The sequence below is a fragment of the Flavobacterium sp. U410 genome, from assembly GCF_053570605.1.
On sequence record NZ_JBSEFI010000001.1, the window covers coordinates 1 to 25,680 of the forward strand.

Sequence of the window (25,680 nt, forward strand, 5' to 3'; positions counted from 1 at the left end):
TGGAGCATCGTACCAAACTACCGATGATTCATTTACTTGAATATCCGCAGCAGTCGGATTATTAGCAGCGCAGAACTCTTGGGTTGCATCGGTTGTAGTCGGAGCCGGTTCGTCATTAACGGTCACATCCACTTGTAATCTCATACTGCTTTCGCAAGTAGCGCCTTGATATGCTGCATAATATGAAGTTCCGTCAGTAAGGGCAGTAGTAGGATCAACAACGTTACCTCCTGTTGGAGCATCATACCAAACTACCGATGATTCATTTACTTGAATATCTGCAGCTGTTGGATTGTTTGCGGCACAAAATTGTTGAGCAGCATCGGTTGTAGCCGGAGTCGGTTCGTCATTAACGGTCACATCCACTTGTAATCTCATACTGCTTTCGCAAGTAGTTCCTTGATATGCTGCATAATATGAAGTTCCGTCAGTAAGGGCAGTAGTAGGATCAACAACGTTACCTCCTGTTGGAGCATCATACCAAACTACCGATGATTCATTTACTTGAATATCCGCAGCTGTTGGATTGTTTGAGGCACAAAATTGTTGAGCAGCATCGGTTGTAGTCGGAGTCGGTTCGTCGTTTATTGTAAAAGTTATTTGATTCGGATTAAGATTAGGGCAAACACTGTCTCCTTGAACAGAAACGCCGTAAGTATAGGTTCCGGCTGATAGATTTCCTAGATCTAATATGCCGTTTTCACCTCCTGAAATCATATCTCCATTACTATCATACCAAATAAAGGTTGGGTTTGTAATCGTACTGATAGTACTCAGTTGTGTGCTAAGAATTATTGTAGAATTTGATACAAGACATAAATCAGTTTCCGGCATTCCGTTGATTAAAACATTATCTATATCTGTATCTAATGCATTTGGATTGATATGAATTGTAATTTCATGAGGTATTCCAAGCTCACATCCTTGTCGTATAGCTTGTATATAAAAGGTATAATCTCCTTCTGTTAAACCTTCTGGTAATTCAAAATCATAATTATTGCTTGTAGTAAGTGGATTATTAGTACTATCAAATATTTCATAATGAGTACAATTGTCTTGCATCTGTATAGATAACATATCTTTAGCACATAATTCAACTTGTCCGAAAACATTAGGTGCAACAACGGTCTCTATGACTGATTTTTTATTGATCTCGTGAATTCTTATTGCGTCTAACACATTAGCAACACCTCCATAACTAACCGTTACCTGATCAAATACCATAGGAGGAGTCAAAGTAATTGAAGCTACTTCATCATTACTACTGACAAGGTTTAAGAGTTCTAAATTTAATATTAGATCAGTATTAGTGATTGGTCCCATAACGAGAGAACCTTGATGGTATAAGTTAATTTGCATTCCATTGATTAAACCTAATTGAAGCATTCCATTGTCTGACCTAGATAAAATGATTTCTATTTCATCTCCAATTAGACTTTCTGATTTAAAATCCACTCTAACTAGGGCATTATTGAGGACGGCAACGCCTCTGTTGAGAATAGCATATGTATCCAAATCATTATCAGCTGCATAGAATGGATGTACAACGGAAGCAGTAGCGCTTAAGGCATCTAATCCCGCCAAAACTTCAACACCATAAAATAAGTCTTGTACATCTTTGCGAACGTATGGATCTGTAGCTTGTATACCATCATTCAAATCATCAATACCGTCTCCGTCATCATCATAAGAATCAAATTGAAATGAGGAACAGTCTAAACTAGTACTGGATTGTTTCACGTAGGCTTCATATACTTTATATGTATCTGCTACAGAAAGTAAGGAGCCAAAATAAATGCGTACTCCGGAATAGGGTTGGTTTCCGGATGAGTTATGTGGAACAAAAGTGAATTCGAAGGCAGAATCGGCTGATAGTAAGTTGATAATACCAGCGTCAACAGAGTCTCCTGAACCTATGGAATTACCACTAGCATTTAAACCGTAGACTAAGAAGCCTGAGATTAAGCCTAGACCACTATATTGTTTTCCCATTTTTATACTTACAGGTGTTCCTGCAGGAAAAGTTTGGTCAAAGAATAAATCATAATAACCGCCTCCTAATCCGGCAAGCCCCACTACAGTTGTAATGTTGGCAGCGGTAGAAGGATTAGCATCAAAACCATAAACTCCGTTTGATAGAAATCCACCTAAAGAAGTCCAATCGTCGCTAGTTGCATAAATCCTGTCAGAATTAGCAGGACATTGTGCTTGGAGGTCAGTATATTGAAATATAATTACGAAAAGTGAAGGCAAAAGGATACCTGTTACTTTTGAAAAAAAGTAATTAAAAATAACTTTCATAACTTTATATTTTAATTATATAGTGCTACTATAAGTTAGATTATTTTCGAAGATTCTAAAAAGATTAGATGAAAGGTCGGGAAGTAACGATCTGTTATCGTTTAATTTTTGTTGGAGGAACTTTTTAAGAGTAGAAAAGTAGTGTAATAATGTTAATTGTGAATTTCCAAACATTTTAAGATTAAATAGGAGGAAAATATTTCCGCTATTTAAGTTTCGAGAGTAAATTTTGTTCTTCATAAGCATTAGTTTAAATTAGTTTTCAATCACTTTAGAAGGGAAATTTTACGATTCTTAGGATTTAGGGCATAGTTTAAATTAGTTCTAGAACATTACTAATATAAGAAAATTATTTCGATTAATATTTTTTTAAATTGAAAAGTATTAAAAAATCGATTAAAGACCATAAAACTCGATAAAATAAATAAATCAAGAAAAAATCATCATGAATAGGTTATTCAGTATTAGCTTAAAAACTATAAAATATTTCTTTTTCATTAATTTTTAAGTGTATTCCATTGTTAATCAGTTATTTGTTTTTTTTAACATAGAGAGGAGATATAATATTTAATGATGATGAAGTTCATTTTCTTAAGAAGAATGACTTGAAAAAAATGATTAATAGAAGAGTAAAATAGATATTTTTACCGATAAAGATGGAATATATTCATTTAAAGCATTGCATTTATCTTCTCTTATAGGTTCTTCCCAAATTTCAGATTCTATGATTTTATTTATTTGATTTTCGTTTATTTTAACATTACGCAAAATCCGTGTTAGGGGCTGGCTTTATCATTTTCATTTGTCCATTTTATTTTTACTGCTGAAATTTTGTCAAGTTCAAGCCTCATATAATTCTGAATTTCAAATCCACATTTCTCATAGAATTTCAAAGGTGAAACATATATTAGACCGTTTTTCTTTCTGTCATTGTTGTGGTCAATTACCCAACCATTCAAAATATGTTCTATTTTTTTAGCTCGTCAAGCATTTTTCGTCCTAAACCTTTTCCTTTTATTTTTTCTGATAAAATGATGGCAAACCATGTTTGATTGTCTCTTTCAAATGTCAAAGCCCAACCTAAAATTAAGTCTATGTTACTTGTCAATAAAAAATGCTTATGATTATTAAGGTTTTGTAGATAATTTTCGAATTCAGTCAAACTATTGTAAGCAAGTTTTTCAGGATATTCAGTATTTCATAAATCAAATACTTGTTTTTTTGCTTGTTCGTTTAGTTCAGTAGTCTGTATTATTTTTAAATTCTCTGTCATTTGTCTTTGTGGGGTTCTGTTCGGTTAAGCTTGCCGCTAACGACGATCCTTGGCTATAAAATTGTGGAGGTTAGGGTTAGGGCTAAATTCAAACTGGAAATCCATGAGAATTTTCAGAAGTAATCGAAAACAGTCAATTACTTTTAACGATATTTGTTGTAGTGCACTATTAATTAATTATTATTTCAACGTTTAATTCCTGACCAATTTCAAGTTTCGGTATCAAAGCATGATAAGTTAAATTCGGAGCTTCAGTTGTTTCGTTTTGATTGAAAGTGACCGTTAAAATTTGATTCCCATCAGTGCATTTTTGAATCAGTTCGTAACTGATGGAGACGTTTCCATTTGAAAGTCCTTTTTTTCCAATAACTAGATCATATGTGGAAAAGTCAATTGCAGGTTGGCAACTTCCAGTAACTAATTCGTCAAAATCAGATTGGTTATTGATAATCATATAATCTTCAGATAAGTTAATTTCCATCTGATATTTTGTGTTTATACAATCGTATTCAGACTCAAGACTTGCTGTATTTAGTGTTATGTCTGTACAATTATCATCATCGTTATTGCAAGAAGCAAATCCGATAAGTAAAGTTAGTATTGCTAAAAATTGATACTTCATACTTCTATTTTTTTAATAAGATGCACTTTTTCAGATTTAGTTGCGTCATGATGTACTGCAACAGGCTTCAACTATAAAATTATGGCGAAAAATACAGACTGAACTGTAACAAATATAGAATTTAATTTCGAATTTTAGTAGACACAAACAAAGTAAACTGGTGATGCAAAACTCTGAAAATACGAGCAAACTTAGCTATGATTTATAAACGATGTTATAAACTGATTATTCTTCGCTTTCGCTGTCCAAATAATAATAAAAATAATTTCAAGGGATATGAGTAATGATTTTCGTCCGCCCCCAATGTCTTAAATTCTTTCTTAACTCAATTAAAAACGGTTTTAATGGTTTATTTTCAATTTTGTTAGGTTTGATACAAGTGACTGTGAATGGCAACACAAAGAAGATAAGTCAATATTGTCAGCATGTGTTATTTCATAATAATTGTTTATAATGCTACGTGTATCTGTCAGTGAAGGGCTTTATGACTTACTTTTCGGATTGGTACAGAGTAGCTAAATGGAATGGATTTAATATTGACATTTTGCTCAATGTTGACGGTTCGTTGTTTTTTATTCAGTTCGTTCATTTCTTTTTTGTCAGCCAACCCATATAAATTGACGATTGGAAAAAGCGAATCGGTGCTTCAAAACCTGCTTCTTGCAATAATTCCGAAAGGCGTTGCTCTGAAACAGCAAAAAGTTCGTTTTCTATTCTATTCAGTCGATTGTTTATTTGTTCTTCGTCTAAGCCTTCTGGTAAAAGAAGCTTGAGAACTTTTAGGTTTTGTCGGATTTGTTTTTTGTCGCCTGTAATATCAAGCATTACAAATGTTGCACCCGAAACCAATCTGTCGGCAATGTCTTTTAGTAAGTTTAATTTGTTACCATTGTCGTCAAGAAAATGTAGGACTAATAAAAGTGTTGCAACGCTATATTTTTTTTCAGTATCAAGTTTAGAAACCAAACTTTCAATTAGCGTAATGTTGTCGTAAGTTTGAAGTTTGTCTTTTGCTTGTTTTATCATGTCAGGCGATGGGTCAATACCTGTTATTGTCCAGTGTTCGGGGGCTTTTACAAACCGCTCTATTTCGTTTCCCGTTCCGCAACCAACTACTAATAAATCTTTTTTGTATGTTTCGCGTAAAAGTCTAGGCAAGCGGTCTAAAAAATAATGATAGTTTGGTATCCAAGTTTCTACAAACTGATCGTAGCCTGTTGCTCTTTCGTTTTCAAATATTTCTACTTTGTTCATTTTGTCTGTTGTTTACACAATGTTAGTTTATAATGACTGCTAATGGTCTCATATAACTTAACAGTTATGGGGTAAAGTTACATTTTTTCAATCCAGTACGGGTGTTAGCAACTCCGAGTAGATTCGAACGTAGTCTAATCAGCAGTAATTGTGGTTATACGTTGTGGTTACTTATTTTTTTTAAATAGTCCATTGTACTTCTTTGAGTCAGGAGAATATGATACAAGATTTCCATTTCCATCATCGGTATATAATTTTCCGCATTCAATGCATTCCAACATTGAATCAAAAAACCTCATTGTTCTTATTTTCATACAAGCTTCTTCTTTTTCCTTTTCAGATGGCTCTGATTTTTCAATTGCAAAATCTATTGCAGTTCAAAAGGCATCCCAATTTCTATCAGGAATTATGTGCCCTTTGTATAAAGAATAATCAAAAGAATCAGATATTATATTTCCGCAAGTGCATTTAATTTTTCCCAAGTTTATGCGTTACTTATTTTCTATTAATAATTCAGACAATTCGCTTGCAAAATTCGTGTTTTTCATTAATCAAAATTGTTCGAATTCATTTTTTGAAATCCTTTAAAAATAAAAATCCCCAAATCCTTGTTTTATAAGGGATTGGGGATTTAATTGTGACCTCGACAGGATTCAAACCTGTAACCTTCTGAGCCGTAATCAGATGCGCTATTCAGTTGCGCCACGAGGCCTTTGTTTTGTGGGTGCAAATATAGGTATAAATCCTAAACTTGCAAATCAAAAAAACAAAAAAATAATAAAAAAATGAGCGTGAAAAACGATGTTGTTGATATTTAGTGTTTTAGTATAGCTAAAAAAACAAATAAAAAAATGGAAATAAATAAAAAAGTAGAGCGATTCAATGATTACAGCATTTAAAAAGATTCATAATCTGTAATACTGAAATGAATAGGCTGCCTCAAAATAAGTAAAATGGTTTAAACATTACTGTTCATTTGATTTTGAGACAGCCTTTTTATTATAAACTTGCCGGAATTGAAAATAAAGGGATGTGTAAACCGGAAGCCATTACTCTGGTTTTACTGGTATGAACCATAGAACCCCAAAAGCCATATTTTTTAGGCATCATCACCAATATATCAGCATTAACATCTTTAATCTCTTTTCTAATAGCATCTAAAACTTCGGTTGATTGAACATTTTTGTAAAAATAAGTAAAGGTTTCATCAGTTAAGTTTCTTTCCTCTTTTGGTTGCTTTTTGATGTTTTCAACAGTAGTATCTACGCTAAATACTTCTATTTCGGTATTTAATGGGTTAGTAATCGAACGAACCAATGTTTTTGCATGTTCCGGAATATCATCACGAGTATCACAAGCAAAAACCATTTTGGCTAAACCATTAAATTTAGCCTGCAACGGTACAGAAATAATTGGAATATCAATATTTTTAATAGCAGAAGTCGTTGTATTTCCCATAAGTTCCTGCTCAATACTTTTCTCTGCCATTCCGAAAACAATAATATCAGCCTGATATTTTTCAATAAGAGCCGTTAAATGCTCTTCGATAAATGAATAATTACTTTCTGTTTCAATCTCTAACTGATATTTGTTTTTAAACTCAATTGCTAATTCATTTAATCGTTCTTTATTACTATCTAAAAGTTTTTGAAAGGTATCAGCCGATAAATGAGCATTGGCAGCGTGAATAGGAGGAGTAAAAGCATTAAATAAAACAAGTTTTGCTTTTATTGCATTTGCTAAAGCAGCTGCATATTGTACAGCATTTTGGGCAATATCAGAAAAATCAGTAGTGGCAATTATAGTCATGGTATATTTATATTAGGATTAAATTCTATATCAAATTTAGACATTTTAACCTTTAGAAATGAATTTTTGACGTTAAAAAAAGTATTTTTTAAGAATTAAAAGATAAAGTTATTTTTTGAAGATTTGGTTTAATTTTTAATAATAAATTGACTGTATTGTATTATTTAAGCTCTCAAAATAAACTTAATTTTATGATTCGTAAATTTGTTATAAATGAAAGTAGAAAGAATCGTTCTTATTTTAGCATTTTTGGTAGCAGGATGTGCAGCTAAAAATGAAATTATAGATACTAAAGTTTTATTTCAGTCAAAAGGCAGAACAAAATCTGTTTCAGATAAAAAAGTATATCTGTTAGGTTCCGCTTCTTCGGTTGAATTTAGTTTTAAAGGTAAAAATTGTGAGTTTACATTAGAAAGTATAGATACATGGAAACATCATAATTATTATGTTTTGGAAGTTGACGGTGTATATAAAGGCCGTTTTAAAGTAGAAGCAAAAGAACCCGTTGTAATACAAGAGCCAAAAGAAGCTATTCATCATGTAAAGATTTTTAAAGCAACTGAAGCAGCTAACGGTAAAATATTGTTTGACGGCTCAAGCATTACTAATTTAGTTCCTTTTTCATCAGAATCTAAAAAAAGAATTGAATTTGTAGGAAATTCCATTACTTGTGGAATGGGGAATGATTTATCGATACCTTGTCATAGTACCGATTTTTGGTTTGACCAACATAATGCGTATTGGGCTTATGGTCCTGTTTTAGCCCGAAAGTTAAATGCAGATTTCTTATTGAGCTCTGTTTCCGGTTATGGCATGTATCGCAATTGGAATGATGAACACGAGTTAGAACCTAATCTACCGGATGTTTATGGCAATCTGAATTTAGATAAAAATACAGCTAAAGCCTTTAATACTGATTTTCAGCCTGATTTGGTTAGTATCTGTTTAGGAACTAATGATTTATCAGATGGTGACGGAAAAAAAGAGCGTTTACCTTTTAATCAGGAAAAATATATAGCCAATTATATCAATTTCGTAAAAACAATATACAAACGTTATCCTAATACAAGAATTGTATTACTGAATAGCCCTATGGTTTCAGGGGTTAAGAATGATATTTTTATGACTTGCTTAGAAAAAGTTAAAGATGCTTTTAAAGCAGATACAACTCATCAACCCATTACGATTTTTGAATATCAACCTATGCAGCCCAAAGGTTGTGACTATCATCCGGATATTGAAGATCATAAAATCATGGCACAACAGTTAGAATCAACTTTTAAAAAATTGCTAAATGAATAAGATCGGTTTAATTTTTACTTTGTTTTTGATACAGGTGATGAATGCAGAAGTAAGCTTGCCGTCCTTTTTTTCAGATGGAATGGTCTTACAGCAAAATGCACAAGTAAAGATTTGGGGTTGGGCGAATCCCAAAGAGGTAGTTACTATAATTCCATCTTGGAATAAAAAAGAATATAAAATTGAAGCCAATGCTAATGCGTATTGGGAACTTGTTATAGAAACAGTACAAGCGGGTGGTCCTTATGAGTTAGAAATAAAAGGATACAATACCTTGCGTCTAACCGATATATTGCTGGGAGAAGTTTGGTTTTGCTCCGGACAATCTAATATGGAAATGACAGCAGATTGGGGAATTGACAATAAAGAAAAGGAAATAGCAGAAGCCAATTTTCCGCAGATTCATTTTTTCAGAACTGCTAAAGTTACAGCTGATTATCCGCAAGTAAATACGATGGGTAATTGGGAAGCTTGTACACCGGAAACCATGCGAAAAAATAGTGCAGTTGCTTATTATTTTGCCCGAAGAATTCAGGAAATGAAACCCAATGTTCCGGTGGGATTAATAATTTCAGCTTGGGGTGGTACACCTGCCGAAGTTTGGATGCCAAAAGATCTTTTTACAGAAGATCAACCATTCTATGCGAAAGCAATAGAACGTAAAACATCGGAATATTGTCCGGTAGCACCGTCAAAAACATTTAATACTATGATTTATCCTTTGATGGGCTATAAAATAGCCGGTTTTTTGTGGTATCAAGGAGAGAGTAATGTAGGAGAATCAACATATAAAGAACTATTTGTACAACTGATTCAATCGTGGAGAAAACTTTGGAAAGAAGAACTACCTTTTTATTATGTACAGATTGCTCCTTATCAATATGAAGGAGAAGGAACGTATGCTGCAATGACTCGTGATTTACAACGACAAGTTTTGGCTTTACCAAAAACAGGAATGGCAGTTATTAGCGATGTCGCTATTCTAAATGATATTCATCCGACCAATAAAAAAACTGTAGGAATCCGATTAGCAGATATAGCTTTAAAACAGCACTATAAAATATTGCAAAGAACAGCCGAAAGCCCGCTTATAAGTGATGCCAAAATAAGAAAAAGAGGAGTAGAACTTACATTTTTAAATAATGAAAAACTACATTTCACAACAAAAGAAAACTTATTTGAGATAGCAGGAGAAGATGAAGTATTTTATCAGGCAAAAGCCAAAATTATAGATGGAAAAGTTATGGTTACTTGTAGTAAAGTGAAACAACCTAAATATGTTCGCTTTGCTTGGGGAAATGCTATTCAGTCTAATTTGTTCAACGAAGCGGATTTACCTGCTTCTACTTTTAAAATCACTATTCCATGAAACGAACGATTATTTTAACCTTACTTATTATGGGAAGTTATGCCCATGCACAAAAGAAAAAGAAGATGAAACAACAAGAACTTATTGAAACCAGAATAGAACAGTTATTACAAAAAATGACCTTGGAAGAAAAAGTAGGTCAAATGAATCAATACAATGGGTTTTGGGATGTAACCGGTCCGGCTCCGGAAGGAGGATCAGAAGCACTGAAATATGAACATCTTAAAAAAGGATGGGTCGGTTCTATGCTAACGGTTAGAGGTGTAAAAGAAGTCAAAGCAGTACAAAAAATAGCCGTAGAAGAAACACGGTTAGGCATTCCGTTGATCATTGGCTTTGACGTAATACATGGTTATAAAACATTAAGTCCGATACCATTAGCAGAAGCGGCAAGTTGGGACATGGAAGCAATAAAGAATTCAGCTAAGGTAGCTGCCAGCGAAGCTTCGGCTTCAGGAATTAACTGGACATTCGGACCTAATGTAGATATTTCCAGAGATGCTCGTTGGGGAAGAGTAATGGAAGGAGCCGGAGAAGATCCTTTTTTAGGAAGTAAAGTAGCCGAAGCAAGAGTGAAAGGGTTTCAAGGTGAAACAAAAGAAGATTTAGCTTTACCTAATACCATTGCAGCTTGTGCTAAACATTTTGCAGCTTATGGTTTTGTGGAATCAGGGAAAGAATACAACTTGGTAGACATAGGAAATTCAACGTTGTATAATTTGGTATTACCTCCGTTTGAAGCGGCTAAAAATGCGGGTGTTCGAACGTTTATGAATTCGTTTAATACATTAAATGGTGTGCCGGCTACGGGAAGTAAATTTTTACAACGTGATATTTTAAAGGGAAAATGGAACTTTGATGGGTTTGTAATTACAGATTGGGCTTCTATAAGAGAAATGATTAATTGGGGATTTGCAGAAGATGGGGCAGAAGCTTCTCTAAAAGCCGTTGAAGCAGGAGCCGACATGGATATGGAATCTCATTTATACGTATACGAATTAACAAAACTGGTAAAAGAAGGGAAAGTAGATGAAAAATTAATTGATGATGCAGTTAGAAGAATTCTGCGTGTAAAATTCGAATTAGGTTTATTTGACGATCCTTATCGCTATTGTGATGAAAAACGCGAACAAAAAGTTATTGGAAGCCAAGAAAATAAAGAAGCTGTATTGGATATGGCTAAAAAGTCAATTGTTTTGTTAAAGAATGAAAATCAGTTGCTTCCTTTACCTAAAGCAGGGAAGAAAATTGCTTTGATAGGTGCTTTAGCAGCAGATAAAAGCAGTCCGTTAGGAAGTTGGCGCATAGCATCGGATGATGAAACAGCAGTTTCTGTTTTAGAAGGAATGCAGCACTATACAGGTAACCAACTGGTGTATGAAAAAGGAGCAGATGTAGCTGTTGGTGCAGTAAGTTTTATTCAGGAAGTTCAGATCAATACAACTGACAAGAGTGGATTTGACGCAGCTATAAAAGCAGCTCAAAATAGTGATGTAGTAGTAATGGTTTTAGGAGAACACGGCTTCCAAACAGGAGAGGCAAGAAGTAGAACAGAACTTGGACTTCCGGGTGTGCAGCAAGAACTTCTAGAAGAAGTATATAAAGTGAATCCTAATATTGTTTTGGTTCTGAACAACGGACGACCATTAGCTTTGCCTTGGGCTGCTGAAAACATTCCGGCAATAGTGGAGGCATGGCAATTAGGAACTGAAACAGGAAATGCTGTTGCTCAAGTACTTTATGGGGATTATAATCCTAGCGGAAAGTTACCTATGTCTTTTCCGCGAAATGTAGGACAATGTCCGATTTATTATAACTACTATGCTACGGGAAGACCAACCGATAAAGATAATAATGTATTCTGGACACATTATAGTGATGTAGAAAAAACACCGCTTTGGAGTTTTGGTCACGGATTGAGTTATACCACTTTTGAGTATTCAGAAATAACTCTTGATAAAGAAAGTTATAAAAAAGGAGAATCAATAAAAGCTTCGGTAACAGTTAAGAATACCGGAAATTATGATGGTAAAGAAGTAGTACAATTATATATTCGTGATGTAACAGCGAGTTTAGCGCGTCCGGTAAAAGAATTAAAAGGATTTGAAATGATCTCGCTTAAGAAAGGAGAATCGAAAAAAGTAGAATTTGTTTTAACGGAAAAAGAATTAGGTTTTTATACTAATGAAGGAGAGTTCACAGTTGAGGCAGGGAAGTTTGAAATTTTTATAGGAACTAGTTCTTCTAATGTAAAGAATAGTGTTTTTCATTTATACTATTAATTGTTAGGGTTTTGAAAAAGAAAGGATTGGTTAAGTGCCAATCCTTTTTTTATTTTGTCCGTCCTGAAATGGTGATACAACAAAGTAAACTCTTATTATAAATCAAAAAAAACAGTAGCAGACAAATAGTCTGCTACTGTTTTTTTTGATTTATAATTCTGTATCGTTTTTTTAGGACTAGTCAACTAGTTATTTATTCCATTTAGAATTAAATGATTTCATAATATCTAAAGTACTTTTTTCAGAAGCAAAAACAGAGTTTAATCCTTGCGGTTCTTGTGGCGGATCAGTAGTATAATCATCGCCGATATTCCATTTGCCGTTTTTCGGATTGTTTTTACCAAAACCACTATATCCCCAGAAATTTAAAGCAACAAAAGGTTCGTTATTTTTAATCGCATTGTCTAAGCGTTGGAAAACAGCTTGATAGAATTGATTGCGGTATTGTGCTGAAGCCTTTCGGTCTAAACTTTCTTGAACTCTTGGATAACCAAATTCTTCTAAAACAATGGGCTTTTTCAAGTTTTCGGCCACTTTTATATGTTCTTCAATATAATTTATAGTGTTTTGAATAGCTATAGGAGTAGAATTGGCTTCATCTTCTATTTTGTACCATCCCCAATTTTTAGGCCAAATGTGCATGGTTAGATAGTCAATATTCGGGTTGTTGTGTGTACGTTCAAAAGTTGCTAAATCATCGTTAGAACCAGCTTTTCCTTCTGATCCTGTTGTTACCAAATGGTTTTTGTCTAAAGATTTAATGTAAGCCGTTAAATCGTTTAACCAATTTGTAAAAGCCTGCTCATTTTCTGTTGTAAAAACACGAGGTTCATTGGCTACTTCCCATGCCATGATAGTAGGATCTTCTGAATATTTTATTTTTGAGATCGTATTGGTTCTGGTAATTACTTTTTCAACATATTTTTTCAAGGCATTTTTACAAGGTTCACAAGAGTGGAATTGAGAAGTATATGTCATGAACTGCGGCCATGTATTAGGCGCTATATTAGGATTAGGAACTATACCGTATCCATTCCATTCTAAATATTTTGCCATTCCGCCGCTCCATTCCCAGTTATTTGTAAAATAAAGAATGGCTGTTAAATCTCTTTTTTGCATTTCAACCAATAAAAAGTCAAGACCTTCTAAACGCGATTCAATGAAAACACCTTGTTGAGGTTGTAGCGGTTCTCTAACAGTGTAATCCTGATCTCCGCCTTCAGCACCAATCATTACCCGTAAATTCACAATACCATTGGATTTTAAATCGTCTAGTTCTTGTATCAAGCGATTTTGATCTGCTTCTTTACAAGCCAGTAAACTTCCATACCAGTAATTGGTTCCTACATAATGATAGGGCTTTCCGTTTTTAATAAACTTTGTTTCTTTAATAGTCACAAAATCTTTATGCTTTGTAGCACAAGAAGCCAAAGTAAGAATGAGTAAAAGGGGCAAAAAGGAGTGCTTTTTCATTTGAATCATTTTTAGAAGTTTACAAGCAAGTAAAAATTTATTGATATAGTTTAGGGAGATCATTTTGAAGAATAATTCCCTTATTTTTAGTGAATAATATAAAATCTTGAGTATCGGGCATATTGGGTTGAGGTACATAATAGCCGTCTTTAGTATTAGTCCAAAACATTACATAAGCAATTGAACTATCCGAGCCTTTAATGGCATTATATATATTTTCCGAAAAGAAACCATTGATAGGGCTATTGGTAAATGTAATTCGATAACCGGTTTCTGTTAAAGCAGCTATTTTATTTCTTTCCAGAGCAATATCAGAAAGCATCTTTAGTTTTTTCTGAGCTTTTTTAACCCCTTCTAATCCTTTTTGGTTAAAATCTTCATAATCGTCAATTCCTAAGATATCAACATAATTGTCTCCGGGATAGCGTTCTAGATATTGTTCTTTTGTTTCATAAGTACAATCAGGAGAAAAGGCATACAAAATAGAATGAACGCTTTTTGTATCACGTAAGTAAGTTACGGTAAATTGCCAGAGCTGTTTATATTCCTCAGCAGAGCAATAGTTGCTGCCCCACCAAAACCAGTTGCCATCAAGTTCATGAAAAGGTCTGAATATGACAGGAATCGTCGTTTTTTTAGATTTAAGCTGTAATAGGAAGCTAGCGATCTTATCTAGTTTCTTTTTGTAATAATCGTGATTTTTTCCTCCGGGTAATATGCTCTTCAAAGCATTTTCTTTTTGGAAATCAGCCATTTCACTGGTATAAAAAGATTTACCTTCAAAAGGTTCAGGTAAATGCCAGCAAAAAGTAACGAGCATTCCTTGTTCATAAGCCTGGACTGCATCTTTATGTATTTTCAGTTCTTGTTGGTAAAACCAGTTGTCTCCTTTTTCGTTATTTTCATCTGAAGTAATAAAAGCAAAGTCAAGCCCCAATATCGCAGGATTTTGTCCTGTTGTTTTTTGAATATCTGATTTTCCGCCAATATCAAAATAGTAGGAATTAAAAGCATCTTGTTGTCCTACAAGAGTTTGTTTTGTTTGGGCAAGCTTTTTTAAATTCCGAAACAGATTTTGAGTTTCCTTACTAGCATTTTCATCAACAAGAGAATTGGTGTCTTGAGAAAATGATAAACAGGAAATGAGCATTAAAAGACAAAAAATATTTTTCATTATCTGAAATATTTAATTTGAATATTGTCCACATATAACTTACCGGTACAATTACTCAGTGCCAACATGATTCTGAATTTTTTAGATTCTTTAGGAATGCTCAATGTTTTTTCAAAATATAACCAATCATTAGAACCTGTTACTGTGCCTATAAGCTGATCTTCTGAGGTTTTGTTTTTTCCGTCTTTGGTAAATTCTATTATAAACATTCCATTGTTCCAGTTTTCTTTTCCTTGTACAATGTTTTCTGCTTTTAACCAGCCTGAAATATGAATTTTTCCGGCTCCTTCGGGAAGATCTGCTGCTTGGTCAATAGCTGTCCATTCGTTAGTTGAAGAAGAAATAAGTGCTGCAAATTGTCCTTGATGACTCTTATCTGTTACTTGAGCTTTTCCTGCCCAGTGTTCAAGTTGGCTTTCAAAATCACCATTTTGAAAAAAAGCAGGTTTAGAAGCTTCTGCTAAGGCTTCTTGTTTCTTTTTCAAGGCTTCTTTCTGCATTATGGACAAGTATTCATCTTCAGTGATCTTGTTTATTTTTACTTCATCAAATAATATGGTTCCTTCTGTTTGAGCAAGAGCCAGCATAATTCTGATCTTTTTAGCTTCTGCAGGAATTAAAAGCGTTTGTTTATATTCTGTCCACGGAGTAGTTCCTTTAACTTGTGCTATGTTTTCGTAGCTGATATTTTTTCCGGAAGAAGTCATAAACTCTACGGTCATTATACCGGCATTATATTCATTTGCTCCTCCTGAAATGGCATCTGTTTTAATCCAGATACTACATTGTAAAGCATAAGTATCTTTTGGAATGTTAATGGTTTGGTCGATTCCTTTCCATTCTTTACCGGTAAATTGGTTGATCATGCAACTATTTTTACCCACTTTTTTATCGTATGGAGAAACTGTAGCGACTGATCCGTTCCAATCTTGTAAATCTTGCTCAAAGCTTCCGTTTTTGACCATGTTCTGAGCATTGGAAAAAAGAGAAAGAAGAGACAAAATGCAGAAAAAGATATAATGTTTCATAAGTTTATTTTTTATAACCTGCTAATGAGTTCTATACAAGCTCTGGAATTGTGATATGGACATTTCCACAGACCGGCTTTATCTTTGTTTATTTTGCTATAGTTAGCATTGATTCCCCAAATCCATTCTCCGTTTTTTTTATCTAAAATGAAACGTTTGATAAATTCCCAGTTTTTTTCAGCTGATTCAAAATATTTTATGTCTTGTGTTAATTCCCAGGCATTAATCATTCCTATTAACAGTTCAGATTGCGGCCACCAGTGTTTTTCGGCAATTAATTTGTTTTCATGAGGTTCAAGTTCATACCAAAGTCCGCCATCATCATCAATTCCTTCAAAAGTAGCATCAGCCATTTGTACGGCATGTTTTTTATAGATGTCTGTTAACTCTTGATGTTGAATAGTTTGGGCACACCAAAGTAATAACCAAGCAGCCTCAATATCATGTCCATACGAAACAACATCTGGTTTTTCAATCCAGTTTTCGTTGAAAAAAAGACGCAAATGACCTGTTTCTGTATTGATGAAATACTGATTAATAGTTTTAAGGATTTCTTCGGTTTTTGTTTTAAGAACTTCATTTGGCCAAACTAAATATAGGTTGGCATACGCTTCTACGATATGTAAATGCGTATTCATAGTTTTCTTTTCATTAACGTCTTTAGCACTCAATCGTAAGTCTTCAATTTCTTTCCAATCTCTTGTAAAAGCTTCCAGATACCCTTTATTTATGGGATCAAAACTATACTTTTCGATGGTTTCAAAAAGTGAGATGGCTAATTGTAAAGCTTCCTCGTTTTGGGTGATTTTGTAATATTCGGCTAAACCATAAATAGTGAATGCTAAAGCGTAAATTTGTTTTTTAGTTTGGAAAGGTTTTCCGTCGTATGTAATACTCCAGAAAACCCCTCCGAATTCTTTGTCAATAAAATAGGTATTGATAAAATGATATGCTTTTGTAGCTGTTTCAAGATCAGAAGGATCTTTTGTAATTTGGTATGCGGCAGAGAAAGACCATAAGATGCGAGAATTAAGAACTGAGCCTTTTTCAGAACAAAAAATTTTGTTTTCAAAAGCGTCTATCTGACCGATGAATCCTTCGTTTTCAGTATCTGAAGTATTGTTTTTCCAATACTTCAGAATATTATTAAGTTCTTCTCTGACTTCTTGTTTTAAGTTTTTTTTTCTTTCGGCTAGCATATCCATGAAAAGCTATTATAAATTTTTATTTTTTTCTACCAGATCAATGATTGTAGCAACAGATCCTGATGAAATAAAAGTATCTTCCGGAGTATTGATAACGTAATCTACTAGTTGCTGTATTGAAGTTTTAGCGACATGCATGCGTGTATCTGAAGAAGCATAATATACATAAACAGTTCCGTCTTCATCTGCAATCCAGCCATTTGAAAATAAAACATTAGAAACGTCACCTACACGTTCCTCTTTAATGGGAGCCATAAAATGACCTGCCGGAACATGGGTAACTTTTCCTAAATCATGTAAATCGGTCATAAAAGCATACAATGTATAGCGCAAACCAGCAGCAGTATTACGAACTCCATGTGCAAGATGAAGCCATCCTTTTTCAGTTTTGATTGGAGCCGGACCTAATCCGTTTTTCAATTCGTAAACAGTATGGTATTTTTTAGAAAAAATAATAGTTTCTTCCTGAACTACAGGATTTTCCATATTCTCAATATAACCTAAACCAATACCGCCTCCGGAACCTACATCTATAAAACCATCTTGTGGACGTGTGTATACCGCATATTTTCCGTTTACAAATTCAGGGTGTAGAACAACATTACGTTGTTGACCGGTATTAGAAATTAGATCCGGAAGGCGTTCCCAATGGATTAAATCTTTTGAACGAACAATTCCGGCATTAGCAATTGCACTACTAGTATCTCCTTTTGGAGCATTCGGGTCTTTTCTTTCTGTACAAAAAATTCCGTAAACCCAGCCATCCTGATGTTGTATTAAACGCATGTCATAAACATTAGTATCGGGATTTCCGGAGATTTGAGGAATAACACAAGGTTTTTCCCAAAATCTAAAGTTATCGATTCCATTCGGACTTTCTGCAATAGCAAAGAATGATTTTCTATCATTACCTTCAACACGTACACATAGCACATATTTTCCTTGCCATTTCATAGCTCCGGCATTAAATGTAGCATTGAAGCCAATACGCTCCATGCCAAAAGGATTTGTTTCTGCATTAAAATCATAGCGCCATTCTAAAGGGACATGCTTATTAGTTACAATGGGATTTTTATAACGAGTATAAATTCCATTTGAATCCTGATAAGGTTCGTTAGGTATGCTTAAAAAAGCTTCATGATCTGCTTTCAGTTCGCTTAGATTACTTATAAATTTCATTTTCTTTATTTCTATATTTTAGGTTATTCTTTATTCAGTAAGGTTATTCCACCAGAATTTTTTAAGTAGAATTCCACATATAATCAACGCTATTGAGCAAATGATAAGCGGAACGGTTTGTTGAAAAATTAAGAACATCGGAATTAGTACTAATAATGTTTGCGCAACGGTTCCGATTATGACGTTAAACATGTCGCGACCAAAGGTAGCATCTGATTTAAAATCAGGATTTTCAATTAAAACTTTTTCTTTGATTGGTCCCCAAAAACCCCAAGGTCTGATATTTTTATAGAATTGGATTAAAATGTCTTCGTTTGTTGGTTTAGAGCTATACGTTCCTATTATAGAACCTGTAAGAGAAACTATTAACAGTATAGGGAATAAATAGAGTTCATTTACATTCGGAAATAACATAGGGGTAAAGTAAGCGGCAACTAAACCAGATAACATGCCCCAAAAGAATCCTTCACCATTAAAGCGCCACCAATGCCATTTTAAGATATTAGCACCTACATAACTACCATAGAGAACTGAAACAATGATATTAAGAACTGAATTAACGTTTTTAGCAAAAAGTCCTAATATAATACTAATGATAACTACAATGATTCCTGTTATGTAGTTCGTATTTCTAATTTGTTTTGGGGATGCTTCAGGTTTAAGATGTTTTAAATAAATATCATTTACGATATAAGCTTGAGCAGCGTTGAGCGTTCCGGCAAATGTTGACATAAAAGCAGCGATTAATCCTGCTAATAAAAGACCAAGAAGCCCAACCGGAACAAATGTTTTGATTGCTGAAGGCAGAATTAATTCAAAATCCAGGTACCCGGCGGCTGTTTGAATATTGATTTTTTCGTAATATACTAAGGCCAAAGCAGCAAATCCGGCAATCATAAGATAGCGTATCGGCATTAAAATAACCGAAACAAATCCGCTCATTTTTGAAGCTTCAACAGCATTTTTAGTAGAAAGTATTTTTTGCATGTCATAAGTAGGGGCTGGACCGGCAACGCTAACCAGAATTCCTTTGAAAAGCATCATAGAGAGAAAGATTGAAAATAGTCCAAAGCCATCAGATTTGATTTTATCCTGAACTTCAGGTATGATGTTAGACCAATCTAAATTCAATCCTCCACTAAAGGGACTCATCCAATGTTCAGGAACGTGAAGTGAGTTAGAACCTACTGCTTGCCAACCTAAGTAGCCGATTACAAAAGCAGCTACTGTCATAATTGCAAACTGAACTACATCTGCCCAAACAATTCCTGACATTCCACCTAAAAGGGAATAAAAGACAGCAAATAGCGTGAAAATAATACCATAAAAGTGAGGCGCATATTCTGCAGAAATGGAAAAAGGAATATAATTACTGATAACATTCCAAGGCAAAAATATTTCTACAAATTTTCCAAGACCGATGAAACCATAGGCTAAATATCCTAAACAAACAACTAAAGCGAATACGACAACGATCATGTGAGATAGTTTAGAGCCTGTTCCTCGCCCAAATCGGGTTTCAATCCATTCAGCGCCGGTTGTTACATTAGACCTTCTTAACCATTTGGACAAATAGACCATTAAAAAAATTTGATTAAAAACAGGCCATAACCAGGGAATCCAGACACTTTTGATTCCATATACAAACAATAAGGTAACTAGCCATATTGTTCCGGAAATATCAAACATTCCGGAGGCATTCGATAATCCTAGAAGATACCAGGGAATGGATTTTCCTCCCAAGAGGTAATCGTCTTTACTTTGTTCTGCTTTTTTTCTAAGAATCAAGCCTATTGCGACAATTGAAACCAAGTAAGCTAAAATGATTAAAAAATCTATTGTATTAAGTAATTGCATAGTCTAATTAGTTGTATAAGTTTTTAGAAGAAATGTCTTTTTGGAAAAGAGTTTCAGGTAATTCATAGAATTTTTTAAAGTCTTCTTCACTAAGATGACCTTTATATGGAGCATAATAGTGCATTTTTTGCTCTTTTTCCTGCCAACCGTGGTTTCTCCATACTAATACATAGGAGATTTTATAGTTTCCAATGGCTTTCAATAAAACATTTGTCCACCAATTTTTATCAGGGATTTGTTCATAACCTGTTTCTGCAAAAGCCATTAGTTTATGATGTTGTAAGGCAAAATCATTCATGATTTTAAATTGTCTTTGACATTTATCTATGAAAACTGCACTATCTGTAGGAATACCGTATTGATAAGCGTCAAAACTCACGATGTCTACATATCGATCGCCCGGATAATATTTTTCAAAATCTTCGTAAGTATTGAAATCTGCAGTGTTGAAAACATAAATTAGATTGTTTACCCCTTTAGATTTTAGGTAATTAAAAGAAAAAATCCAAAGCTCTTTAAATTGTTCAGGTGTTGCATTATTTTGGCACCACCAAAACCAATTTCCGGTTAATTCATGATATGGTCTGTAGAGTATAGGTATTTTTTTTGCTTCATCTGTTTGAAGGCTATTTAGGAAAACGGAAACTTTATCGAGCCAAGTTTTAAAGACATCATGTTTCATACCGCCCGGAAGAACAGAAGCTAAAGTGCCTTGTGTTGTGTCCCAAGCGTCTCCTCCGGTTAAAGGGTTATTTACATGCCAGCTTATGGTACTGATACCGCCTTTTTTATGAATATCATTAATATAGTCTTTCATTTTAGAAAAAGGAACACCATCAAGATTTTTATCGCTGTCATTTTCTATTCTACCGATGTCCCAACCATATACCGCCGGGTAATCATTAACAACATCATGAACATCACTTCTCTCGTTCTCATATTTCCAATTCACACCATAGGCTAAATCGTCTTGGTGACCAAACATAAAACCTTCATTTTTTAATTCAATGAGATTATTGTAAAGTTTTTTAGTTTCTGAATTAGCATTTACATCACAGTTGTTTACAGAACTGCAAGAAAAAAAACCGATGGAACTTAGTAATAATATTTTTGAAAGCATTTTCTTGTGTTTCATGATGTAAACGTGATAAAATTAAATTTTGAGTAAAAAACATACGAATATTTTTAAAATAATTAAAAATAAGCATAATGATTTTGTAAAATTCAAAATTAATTTTGTTAATCTATATGTAGGTAATATTATTTTGTCAAAATTATATCATATAATTGCAAAAAAATAAATAAAATGAGTGACTCATATAAATTTCATAGAGAAGTAACCCCATTATCTAAAAGAGATAGTTTTTTGGTTTTTGATAGAATCAAAGATGGCTTTGACTTTCCGGTACATTATCATCCTGAGTATGAAATCAACTTTATTCAAAATGGAAGTGGGGTAAAAAGAGTAGTGGGAGATCATATTGAAGAGATAGAAGAATTTGAACTGGTTTTGGTTGGTCCTAATTTACACCACGGCTGGGAAACGCATAATTGTAGGTCTAGACGAATCCATGAGATTACAATTCAGTTTCACAATGATTTATTTGAAGAAAGTTTTTTATCCCGACGAGTTATGTTGTCGATAAAAGAAATGTTAGAGAAATCAATACATGGTATTTTGTTCTCTCAAAAAACAGCTTTAGATATTGGGGAAAGATTGAAAAAATTGTCAAAATTAGATGGGATTGATAATTTTTTAGAGTTTTTGTCTATTCTATATGATATGGCTAATTCGAGAAATCAACGTTTGTTATCCACTTATACTGTTGATAATTTTAATTTTGAGGAAGATGATAAAATGAAAGTAGTTTATGAATATGTACAGCAAAATTTTTCTCAAAAGATATCATTAGATGAAGTTGCAGAGATGCTTTCTATGAGTGTGGTTTCTTTTAATAGATTTATAAAGAAGAGAGCTAATAAGACATTTGTGAATTATCTTAATGATATAAGAGTGGGTTATGCTTCTAGGTGGTTGATAGAAAAAGATTTAAGTATAGCAGAGATTGCATACAAAGCGGGGTTTAATAATATAGCTAATTTTAATAGGATCTTTAAAAGTAAAAAGAATACAACTCCTAGTCAATATAGGGAAGAGTTTAATGGAATGAAGCGCTTTTTATAAGTATGATACTATTTTATCATAAATTAAGTTTAAAATTTCGTTAAAATTTTCGTGAAAATAATAGAATTAAATGATAAAATAATATTAAAGTTAAGTTGGTAAGAGCTATAAATTTGTAAATAAACAATAAAGAGATTGTTAAATTATTGATATTGTAAAAAAAACAGTTATTTATTTTGTTTTATTAAATTACTAACTAACTAACAAATTTATGAGGAATTCAAATTATTGCTTAAAGCAAGTAAGTAAAAGAGAGAGGTATTTTTTCCTTCTTTTTCTTTTCTTTTCTTTTTCTGCTTTAACAGCTCAAAACATTAAAGTTTCGGGCGTTGTATCCGATAAACAAGGACTTACTCTTCCTGGAGTGAATGTTGTTTTGAAAGGTACTCAAAAAGGAGTTATTACTGATTTTGACGGGAACTATGAATTAGAGGTTCCTGCAAATGGAGTGTTAAATTTTTCTTATATAGGATTTAAAACTTTAGAAGTATCTGTGAACTCTAAAACTACTTTAAATGTAACGCTAGAGGAAAATGTATCTAGTTTAGAAGAAATTGTAGTTATCGGTTATGGTTCTCAAAAGAAAGGAGAAGTGAACAGTTCTATTTCTTCTGTGAATATGAATAATGTTCGAGAACAACCAAAAACAACTGTAGAGCAACTTTTACAAGGGCAAGCTGCTGGTGTTACTGTTACTTCAGATTCAGGAAAACCAGGTGCAGCAGTTTCTGTTAAAATTAGAGGGGCTGCTTCTTTGACAGGAAGTAACGAGCCTTTGTATGTGATAGACGGAATTCCTATTTCCGGAGATGCTACTTTTAAAGCAATGGGGGGGCAACCTATAGCAGGTGAAAATTTCACGAATCAAGGAGATAATACAGTTAGTCCTCTAGCTGCTCTAAATCCTAATGATATAGAATCTATAGATATACTAAAAGATGCATCAGCGACTGCGATTTATGGGTCGAGAGGAGCTAATGGAGTTGTGATTATCACAACAAAGTCAGGTAAAAAAGGAGAAGGTAAGATTAGTTATGATACTTATGTGTCACTCCAAAAACAATATAAGTTGTTAGATGTGATGAACTTACAACAATATGCCGTGCAGCAAAATGCATTGGCAGAAGTTTATGGGATGGTACCTAGGGTAGAGTTTCAAAATCCGGAGTTATTAGGTTCCGGGACAAACTGGCAAGATGAAATCTATAAAACAGGTATGATTGTCAGTCATCAACTTGCTTTTTCAGGAGGTAAAGAAGACACATCGTATTATTTATCCGGAGGTTATATGAATCAAGAAGGCACAGTTATTGGGTCTGGATTTAAACGCTATTCATTCAAAGCTAATTTGGATAACAGAGTAAAAAAATGGTTAAAAGTTGGAGGAAATATAACAGGAGCAATCACCAATGAAGATTTAACATTGAACTCTTCTAATAATGGTATTATTAACTTGTCTTTGTTATCTGCTCCTGACTTACCGGTAACTACTTCTGATGGACAGTTTGCAACACAACAGAGTAATAATTCAGGCGTATTTTATAGAAATCCTGTTGGAACAGCATTAGGGATCTCAAATAATTTAATACGTAAAAATTTTATGGGTAACCTATATGCAGATGCAGATATCATAAAAGGATTAAAATACAGATTTGAATTTGGTGCAAATACAGAATTTAGTGAAAATAATATTTATACACCGGAAGCAACATATTTAAACACATCAAAATCTATTCTACATGTAAGAAGACAAAATTGGTATGCATGGAATTTAAAAAACTATTTAACGTATGATTTTAGATTAGGAGAAAATCACAAGTTCACTGTTTTAGCAGGTCAAGAATCTTCAGAATCTGTATGGGAAGGTGTTTTAAATTGGGGATATGGATTCTTGAACGATCAAATACAAAATTTGAATGTAGCCGATGCAGATCAAACTCAAGCAAGTTCATATAAAGGAAGTTCAGCGTTGTCGTCTTATTTTGGACGTATACTTTATGACTTTAATAATAAATATGGTATAACAGCAACGTATAGAGCAGATGGATCTTCTAAGTTTGCAGAAGGGAATAGATGGGGATATTTTCCAGGAATATCAGGTTCATGGAGAGTATCAAATGAATCTTTTATGGAAAATACTAAAAAATATGTAGACGATATAAAAATTAGAGTAGGATATGGAGAAACAGGAAATCAAAATATACCTAATTATTTATATGGTTCTACTTTGTATTCTTTCCAAACGTCTACAGGAACAGGATTTACATTGGCTAATATACCTAATCCTAAATTAAAGTGGGAAACTTCCAGACAAACCAATATAGGTTTAGATTTTAGTGTGTTTGATAAAACACTGAAATTTAGTATAGATCATTACAAGAAAGTAACAGATGATTTATTGTATCAGGTTCCATTACCAGATTATTATACAGGAGGATATGCGTATGAAGGAGGAACTTCTGCTCAATATTCAAACGTAGGGAAAGTAAGTAATACAGGATGGGATTTTGCCATAACTTATACAAATAAGGCTCTAAATGGATTTTCTTGGACTTCAAACTTAGTAATTTCAAAGTATAAAAATAAATTAGAATCAGTATCTGAAGAATTAGATTTATCGAAAACAATTTATTTAAATGATTATACAGAATCTATAGTAACCAATTCAACAGTTGGTCAACCTTTAGGATTATTCTATGGTTTAGAATCAGCTGGTATTTTCAGAACTCAAGAAGATTTAAATGGAGTTGGAACCTATTTCGGACAAACGCCTCAACTTGGAGATGTGAAATATGTTGATCAGAATGGAGATGGAAAAATTGATGAAAAAGACATGACTTATATAGGTAATCCGCATCCTGATTTTACTTTCGGTTTTACTAATAACTTTGAATACAAAGGATTTACACTTTCTTTATTTTTCCAAGGTTCTTATGGAAATGACATTATGAATTTAACTCGAAAAGCAGGAACATCTAATACTTACATGTACACAAACCAGTTAGCGGAAGCTTCAGATTTTTGGACACCAGATAATGTAGATGCAAGTTTACCTAGACCAGTTAGTTCATTGAGTCATGCAAATAACAGAATATCTTCAAGATTTGTAGAAGATGGTTCTTATATCAGATTACAAAATTTGACAATGGGATATAATTTTCCAAAAGAAATGTTATCAAAAATGAAGATGTCAAGATTAAAGATTTATATGGGAGTTCAAAATTTATTCACAATAACAAATTATAAAGGATATGATCCGGAGGTGGGATCTTTTAATCAAGACGTATTGTTAATGGGAATTGATAATGGGCGATATCCAAACCCAAGAACATATACCATGGGACTAAATGTAGAATTTTAATATTAGAAG

The 25,680-nt window shown here is 33.4% G+C and carries 17 protein-coding genes and 1 tRNA gene; 5 read left to right on the forward strand and 13 right to left on the reverse strand.

The genetic code is table 11. The features are described 5' to 3' along the window. The 6 genes from ACUSJC_RS00005 to ACUSJC_RS00030 form a co-directional block, all read right to left on the reverse strand. Positions 1 to 2,301 (reverse strand): immunoglobulin domain-containing protein (locus ACUSJC_RS00005; RefSeq protein WP_449267496.1); only part of this gene is annotated, 2,301 nt, incomplete at its 3' end. Between the two features lie 967 nt (positions 2,302 to 3,268). After that, positions 3,269 to 3,409, reverse strand: coding sequence for a hypothetical protein (locus ACUSJC_RS00010; protein WP_449267497.1), 141 nt, complete (start codon positions 3,407 to 3,409; stop codon positions 3,269 to 3,271). Positions 3,410 to 3,743: 334 nt separating this feature from the next. Next, positions 3,744 to 4,196 (reverse strand): hypothetical protein, encoded by a 453-nt coding sequence (locus ACUSJC_RS00015; protein ID WP_449267498.1) that lies wholly within the window; start codon positions 4,194 to 4,196, stop codon positions 3,744 to 3,746. A gap of 585 nt (positions 4,197 to 4,781) precedes the next feature. Next, entirely contained in the window at positions 4,782 to 5,450 is a 669-nt protein-coding gene (locus ACUSJC_RS00020; protein WP_449267499.1) for a class I SAM-dependent methyltransferase, read from the reverse strand. A gap of 638 nt (positions 5,451 to 6,088) precedes the next feature. After that, positions 6,089 to 6,162: transfer RNA gene (locus ACUSJC_RS00025), tRNA-Arg, on the reverse strand. 287 nt (positions 6,163 to 6,449) lie between these two features. Beyond that, a complete protein-coding gene (locus ACUSJC_RS00030) occupies positions 6,450 to 7,259 on the reverse strand; it encodes a universal stress protein (RefSeq protein WP_449267500.1) in 810 nt (269 codons plus the stop codon). Between the two features lie 213 nt (positions 7,260 to 7,472). On the opposite strand from ACUSJC_RS00030, the gene ACUSJC_RS00035 reads away from it, so the two are divergent. Genes ACUSJC_RS00035 through bglX form a run of 3 tightly spaced genes read left to right on the forward strand, consistent with a single transcriptional unit; the run spans position 7,473 to position 12,209 of the window. Further along, positions 7,473 to 8,561 carry a GDSL-type esterase/lipase family protein gene (locus ACUSJC_RS00035; protein ID WP_449267501.1) on the forward strand — a complete coding sequence of 363 codons (1,089 nt, stop codon included), beginning with the start codon at positions 7,473 to 7,475 and terminating at the stop codon, positions 8,559 to 8,561. Then, the gene (locus ACUSJC_RS00040; protein ID WP_449267502.1) at positions 8,554 to 9,927 is read left to right on the forward strand and encodes a sialate O-acetylesterase; all 1,374 of its coding nucleotides are present in this window, start codon (positions 8,554 to 8,556) and stop codon (positions 9,925 to 9,927) included. The genes ACUSJC_RS00035 and ACUSJC_RS00040 overlap by 8 nt, the downstream gene beginning before the upstream one ends. Beyond that, the gene (gene bglX, locus ACUSJC_RS00045) at positions 9,924 to 12,209 is read left to right on the forward strand and encodes a beta-glucosidase BglX (protein WP_449267503.1); all 2,286 of its coding nucleotides are present in this window, start codon (positions 9,924 to 9,926) and stop codon (positions 12,207 to 12,209) included. Before ACUSJC_RS00040 ends, bglX begins: the two co-directional genes overlap by 4 nt. A 189-nt stretch (positions 12,210 to 12,398) precedes the next feature. On the opposite strand, the gene ACUSJC_RS00050 is transcribed toward bglX, so the two are convergent. The 7 genes from ACUSJC_RS00050 to ACUSJC_RS00080 are packed head-to-tail and all read right to left on the reverse strand — an operon-like array spanning position 12,399 to position 21,260. Then, positions 12,399 to 13,682 carry a glycoside hydrolase 5 family protein gene (locus tag ACUSJC_RS00050; protein ID WP_449267504.1) on the reverse strand — a complete coding sequence of 428 codons (1,284 nt, stop codon included), beginning with the start codon at positions 13,680 to 13,682 and terminating at the stop codon, positions 12,399 to 12,401. Between the two features lie 37 nt (positions 13,683 to 13,719). Further along, entirely contained in the window at positions 13,720 to 14,856 is a 1,137-nt protein-coding gene (locus ACUSJC_RS00055) for a glycoside hydrolase family 26 protein (protein ID WP_449267505.1), read from the reverse strand. Next, on the reverse strand, positions 14,856 to 15,884 hold the full coding sequence (locus tag ACUSJC_RS00060) for a carbohydrate binding domain-containing protein (protein WP_449267506.1): 1,029 nt from the start codon (positions 15,882 to 15,884) through the stop codon (positions 14,856 to 14,858). The genes ACUSJC_RS00055 and ACUSJC_RS00060 overlap by 1 nt, the downstream gene beginning before the upstream one ends. Positions 15,885 to 15,895: 11 nt before the next feature. Further along, complete coding sequence (locus ACUSJC_RS00065) at positions 15,896 to 17,089, reverse strand: AGE family epimerase/isomerase (protein ID WP_449267507.1); 1,194 nt, start codon at positions 17,087 to 17,089, stop codon at positions 15,896 to 15,898. Positions 17,090 to 17,098: 9 nt separating this feature from the next. Further along, a complete protein-coding gene (locus ACUSJC_RS00070) occupies positions 17,099 to 18,268 on the reverse strand; it encodes a glycoside hydrolase family 130 protein (protein ID WP_449267508.1) in 1,170 nt (389 codons plus the stop codon). 30 nt (positions 18,269 to 18,298) lie between these two features. Further along, entirely contained in the window at positions 18,299 to 20,125 is a 1,827-nt protein-coding gene (locus tag ACUSJC_RS00075; RefSeq protein ID WP_449267509.1) for a sodium:solute symporter family protein, read from the reverse strand. Between the two features lie 7 nt (positions 20,126 to 20,132). Continuing rightward, positions 20,133 to 21,260, reverse strand: a complete 1,128-nt coding sequence (locus tag ACUSJC_RS00080) for a glycoside hydrolase family 26 protein (RefSeq protein ID WP_449267510.1) — start codon at positions 21,258 to 21,260, stop codon at positions 20,133 to 20,135. A 171-nt stretch (positions 21,261 to 21,431) separates the two neighbouring features. On the opposite strand from ACUSJC_RS00080, the gene ACUSJC_RS00085 reads away from it, so the two are divergent. Both ACUSJC_RS00085 and ACUSJC_RS00090 read left to right on the forward strand, forming a co-directional pair. Beyond that, the gene (locus tag ACUSJC_RS00085) at positions 21,432 to 22,310 is read left to right on the forward strand and encodes a helix-turn-helix domain-containing protein (protein WP_449267511.1); all 879 of its coding nucleotides are present in this window, start codon (positions 21,432 to 21,434) and stop codon (positions 22,308 to 22,310) included. A 211-nt stretch (positions 22,311 to 22,521) separates the two neighbouring features. Continuing rightward, the gene (locus tag ACUSJC_RS00090; RefSeq protein ID WP_449267512.1) at positions 22,522 to 25,671 is read left to right on the forward strand and encodes a SusC/RagA family TonB-linked outer membrane protein; all 3,150 of its coding nucleotides are present in this window, start codon (positions 22,522 to 22,524) and stop codon (positions 25,669 to 25,671) included. The last annotated feature ends 9 nt before the right edge of the window (positions 25,672 to 25,680 follow it).

Excerpts from the sequence above, each read along its gene's own strand:
- ACUSJC_RS00075 (WP_449267509.1), bottom strand. The coding sequence starts at position 20,125 with ATGCAATTACTTAATACAATAGATTTTTTAATCATTTTAGCTTACTTG.
- ACUSJC_RS00085 (WP_449267511.1), top strand. The coding sequence starts at position 21,432 with ATGAGTGACTCATATAAATTTCATAGAGAAGTAACCCCATTATCTAAA.
- ACUSJC_RS00030 (WP_449267500.1), bottom strand. The coding sequence starts at position 7,259 with ATGACTATAATTGCCACTACTGATTTTTCTGATATTGCCCAAAATGCT.
- ACUSJC_RS00060 (WP_449267506.1), bottom strand. The coding sequence starts at position 15,884 with ATGAAACATTATATCTTTTTCTGCATTTTGTCTCTTCTTTCTCTTTTT.
- ACUSJC_RS00035 (WP_449267501.1), top strand. The coding sequence starts at position 7,473 with ATGAAAGTAGAAAGAATCGTTCTTATTTTAGCATTTTTGGTAGCAGGA.
- ACUSJC_RS00020 (WP_449267499.1), bottom strand. The coding sequence starts at position 5,450 with ATGAACAAAGTAGAAATATTTGAAAACGAAAGAGCAACAGGCTACGAT.
- ACUSJC_RS00055 (WP_449267505.1), bottom strand. The coding sequence starts at position 14,856 with ATGAAAAATATTTTTTGTCTTTTAATGCTCATTTCCTGTTTATCATTT.
- ACUSJC_RS00080 (WP_449267510.1), bottom strand. The coding sequence starts at position 21,260 with ATGAAACACAAGAAAATGCTTTCAAAAATATTATTACTAAGTTCCATC.
- bglX (WP_449267503.1), top strand. The coding sequence starts at position 9,924 with ATGAAACGAACGATTATTTTAACCTTACTTATTATGGGAAGTTATGCC.
- ACUSJC_RS00090 (WP_449267512.1), top strand. The coding sequence starts at position 22,522 with ATGAGGAATTCAAATTATTGCTTAAAGCAAGTAAGTAAAAGAGAGAGG.
- ACUSJC_RS00015 (WP_449267498.1), bottom strand. The coding sequence starts at position 4,196 with ATGAAGTATCAATTTTTAGCAATACTAACTTTACTTATCGGATTTGCT.
- ACUSJC_RS00040 (WP_449267502.1), top strand. The coding sequence starts at position 8,554 with ATGAATAAGATCGGTTTAATTTTTACTTTGTTTTTGATACAGGTGATG.
- ACUSJC_RS00070 (WP_449267508.1), bottom strand. The coding sequence starts at position 18,268 with ATGAAATTTATAAGTAATCTAAGCGAACTGAAAGCAGATCATGAAGCT.
- ACUSJC_RS00065 (WP_449267507.1), bottom strand. The coding sequence starts at position 17,089 with ATGGATATGCTAGCCGAAAGAAAAAAAAACTTAAAACAAGAAGTCAGA.
- ACUSJC_RS00050 (WP_449267504.1), bottom strand. The coding sequence starts at position 13,682 with ATGAAAAAGCACTCCTTTTTGCCCCTTTTACTCATTCTTACTTTGGCT.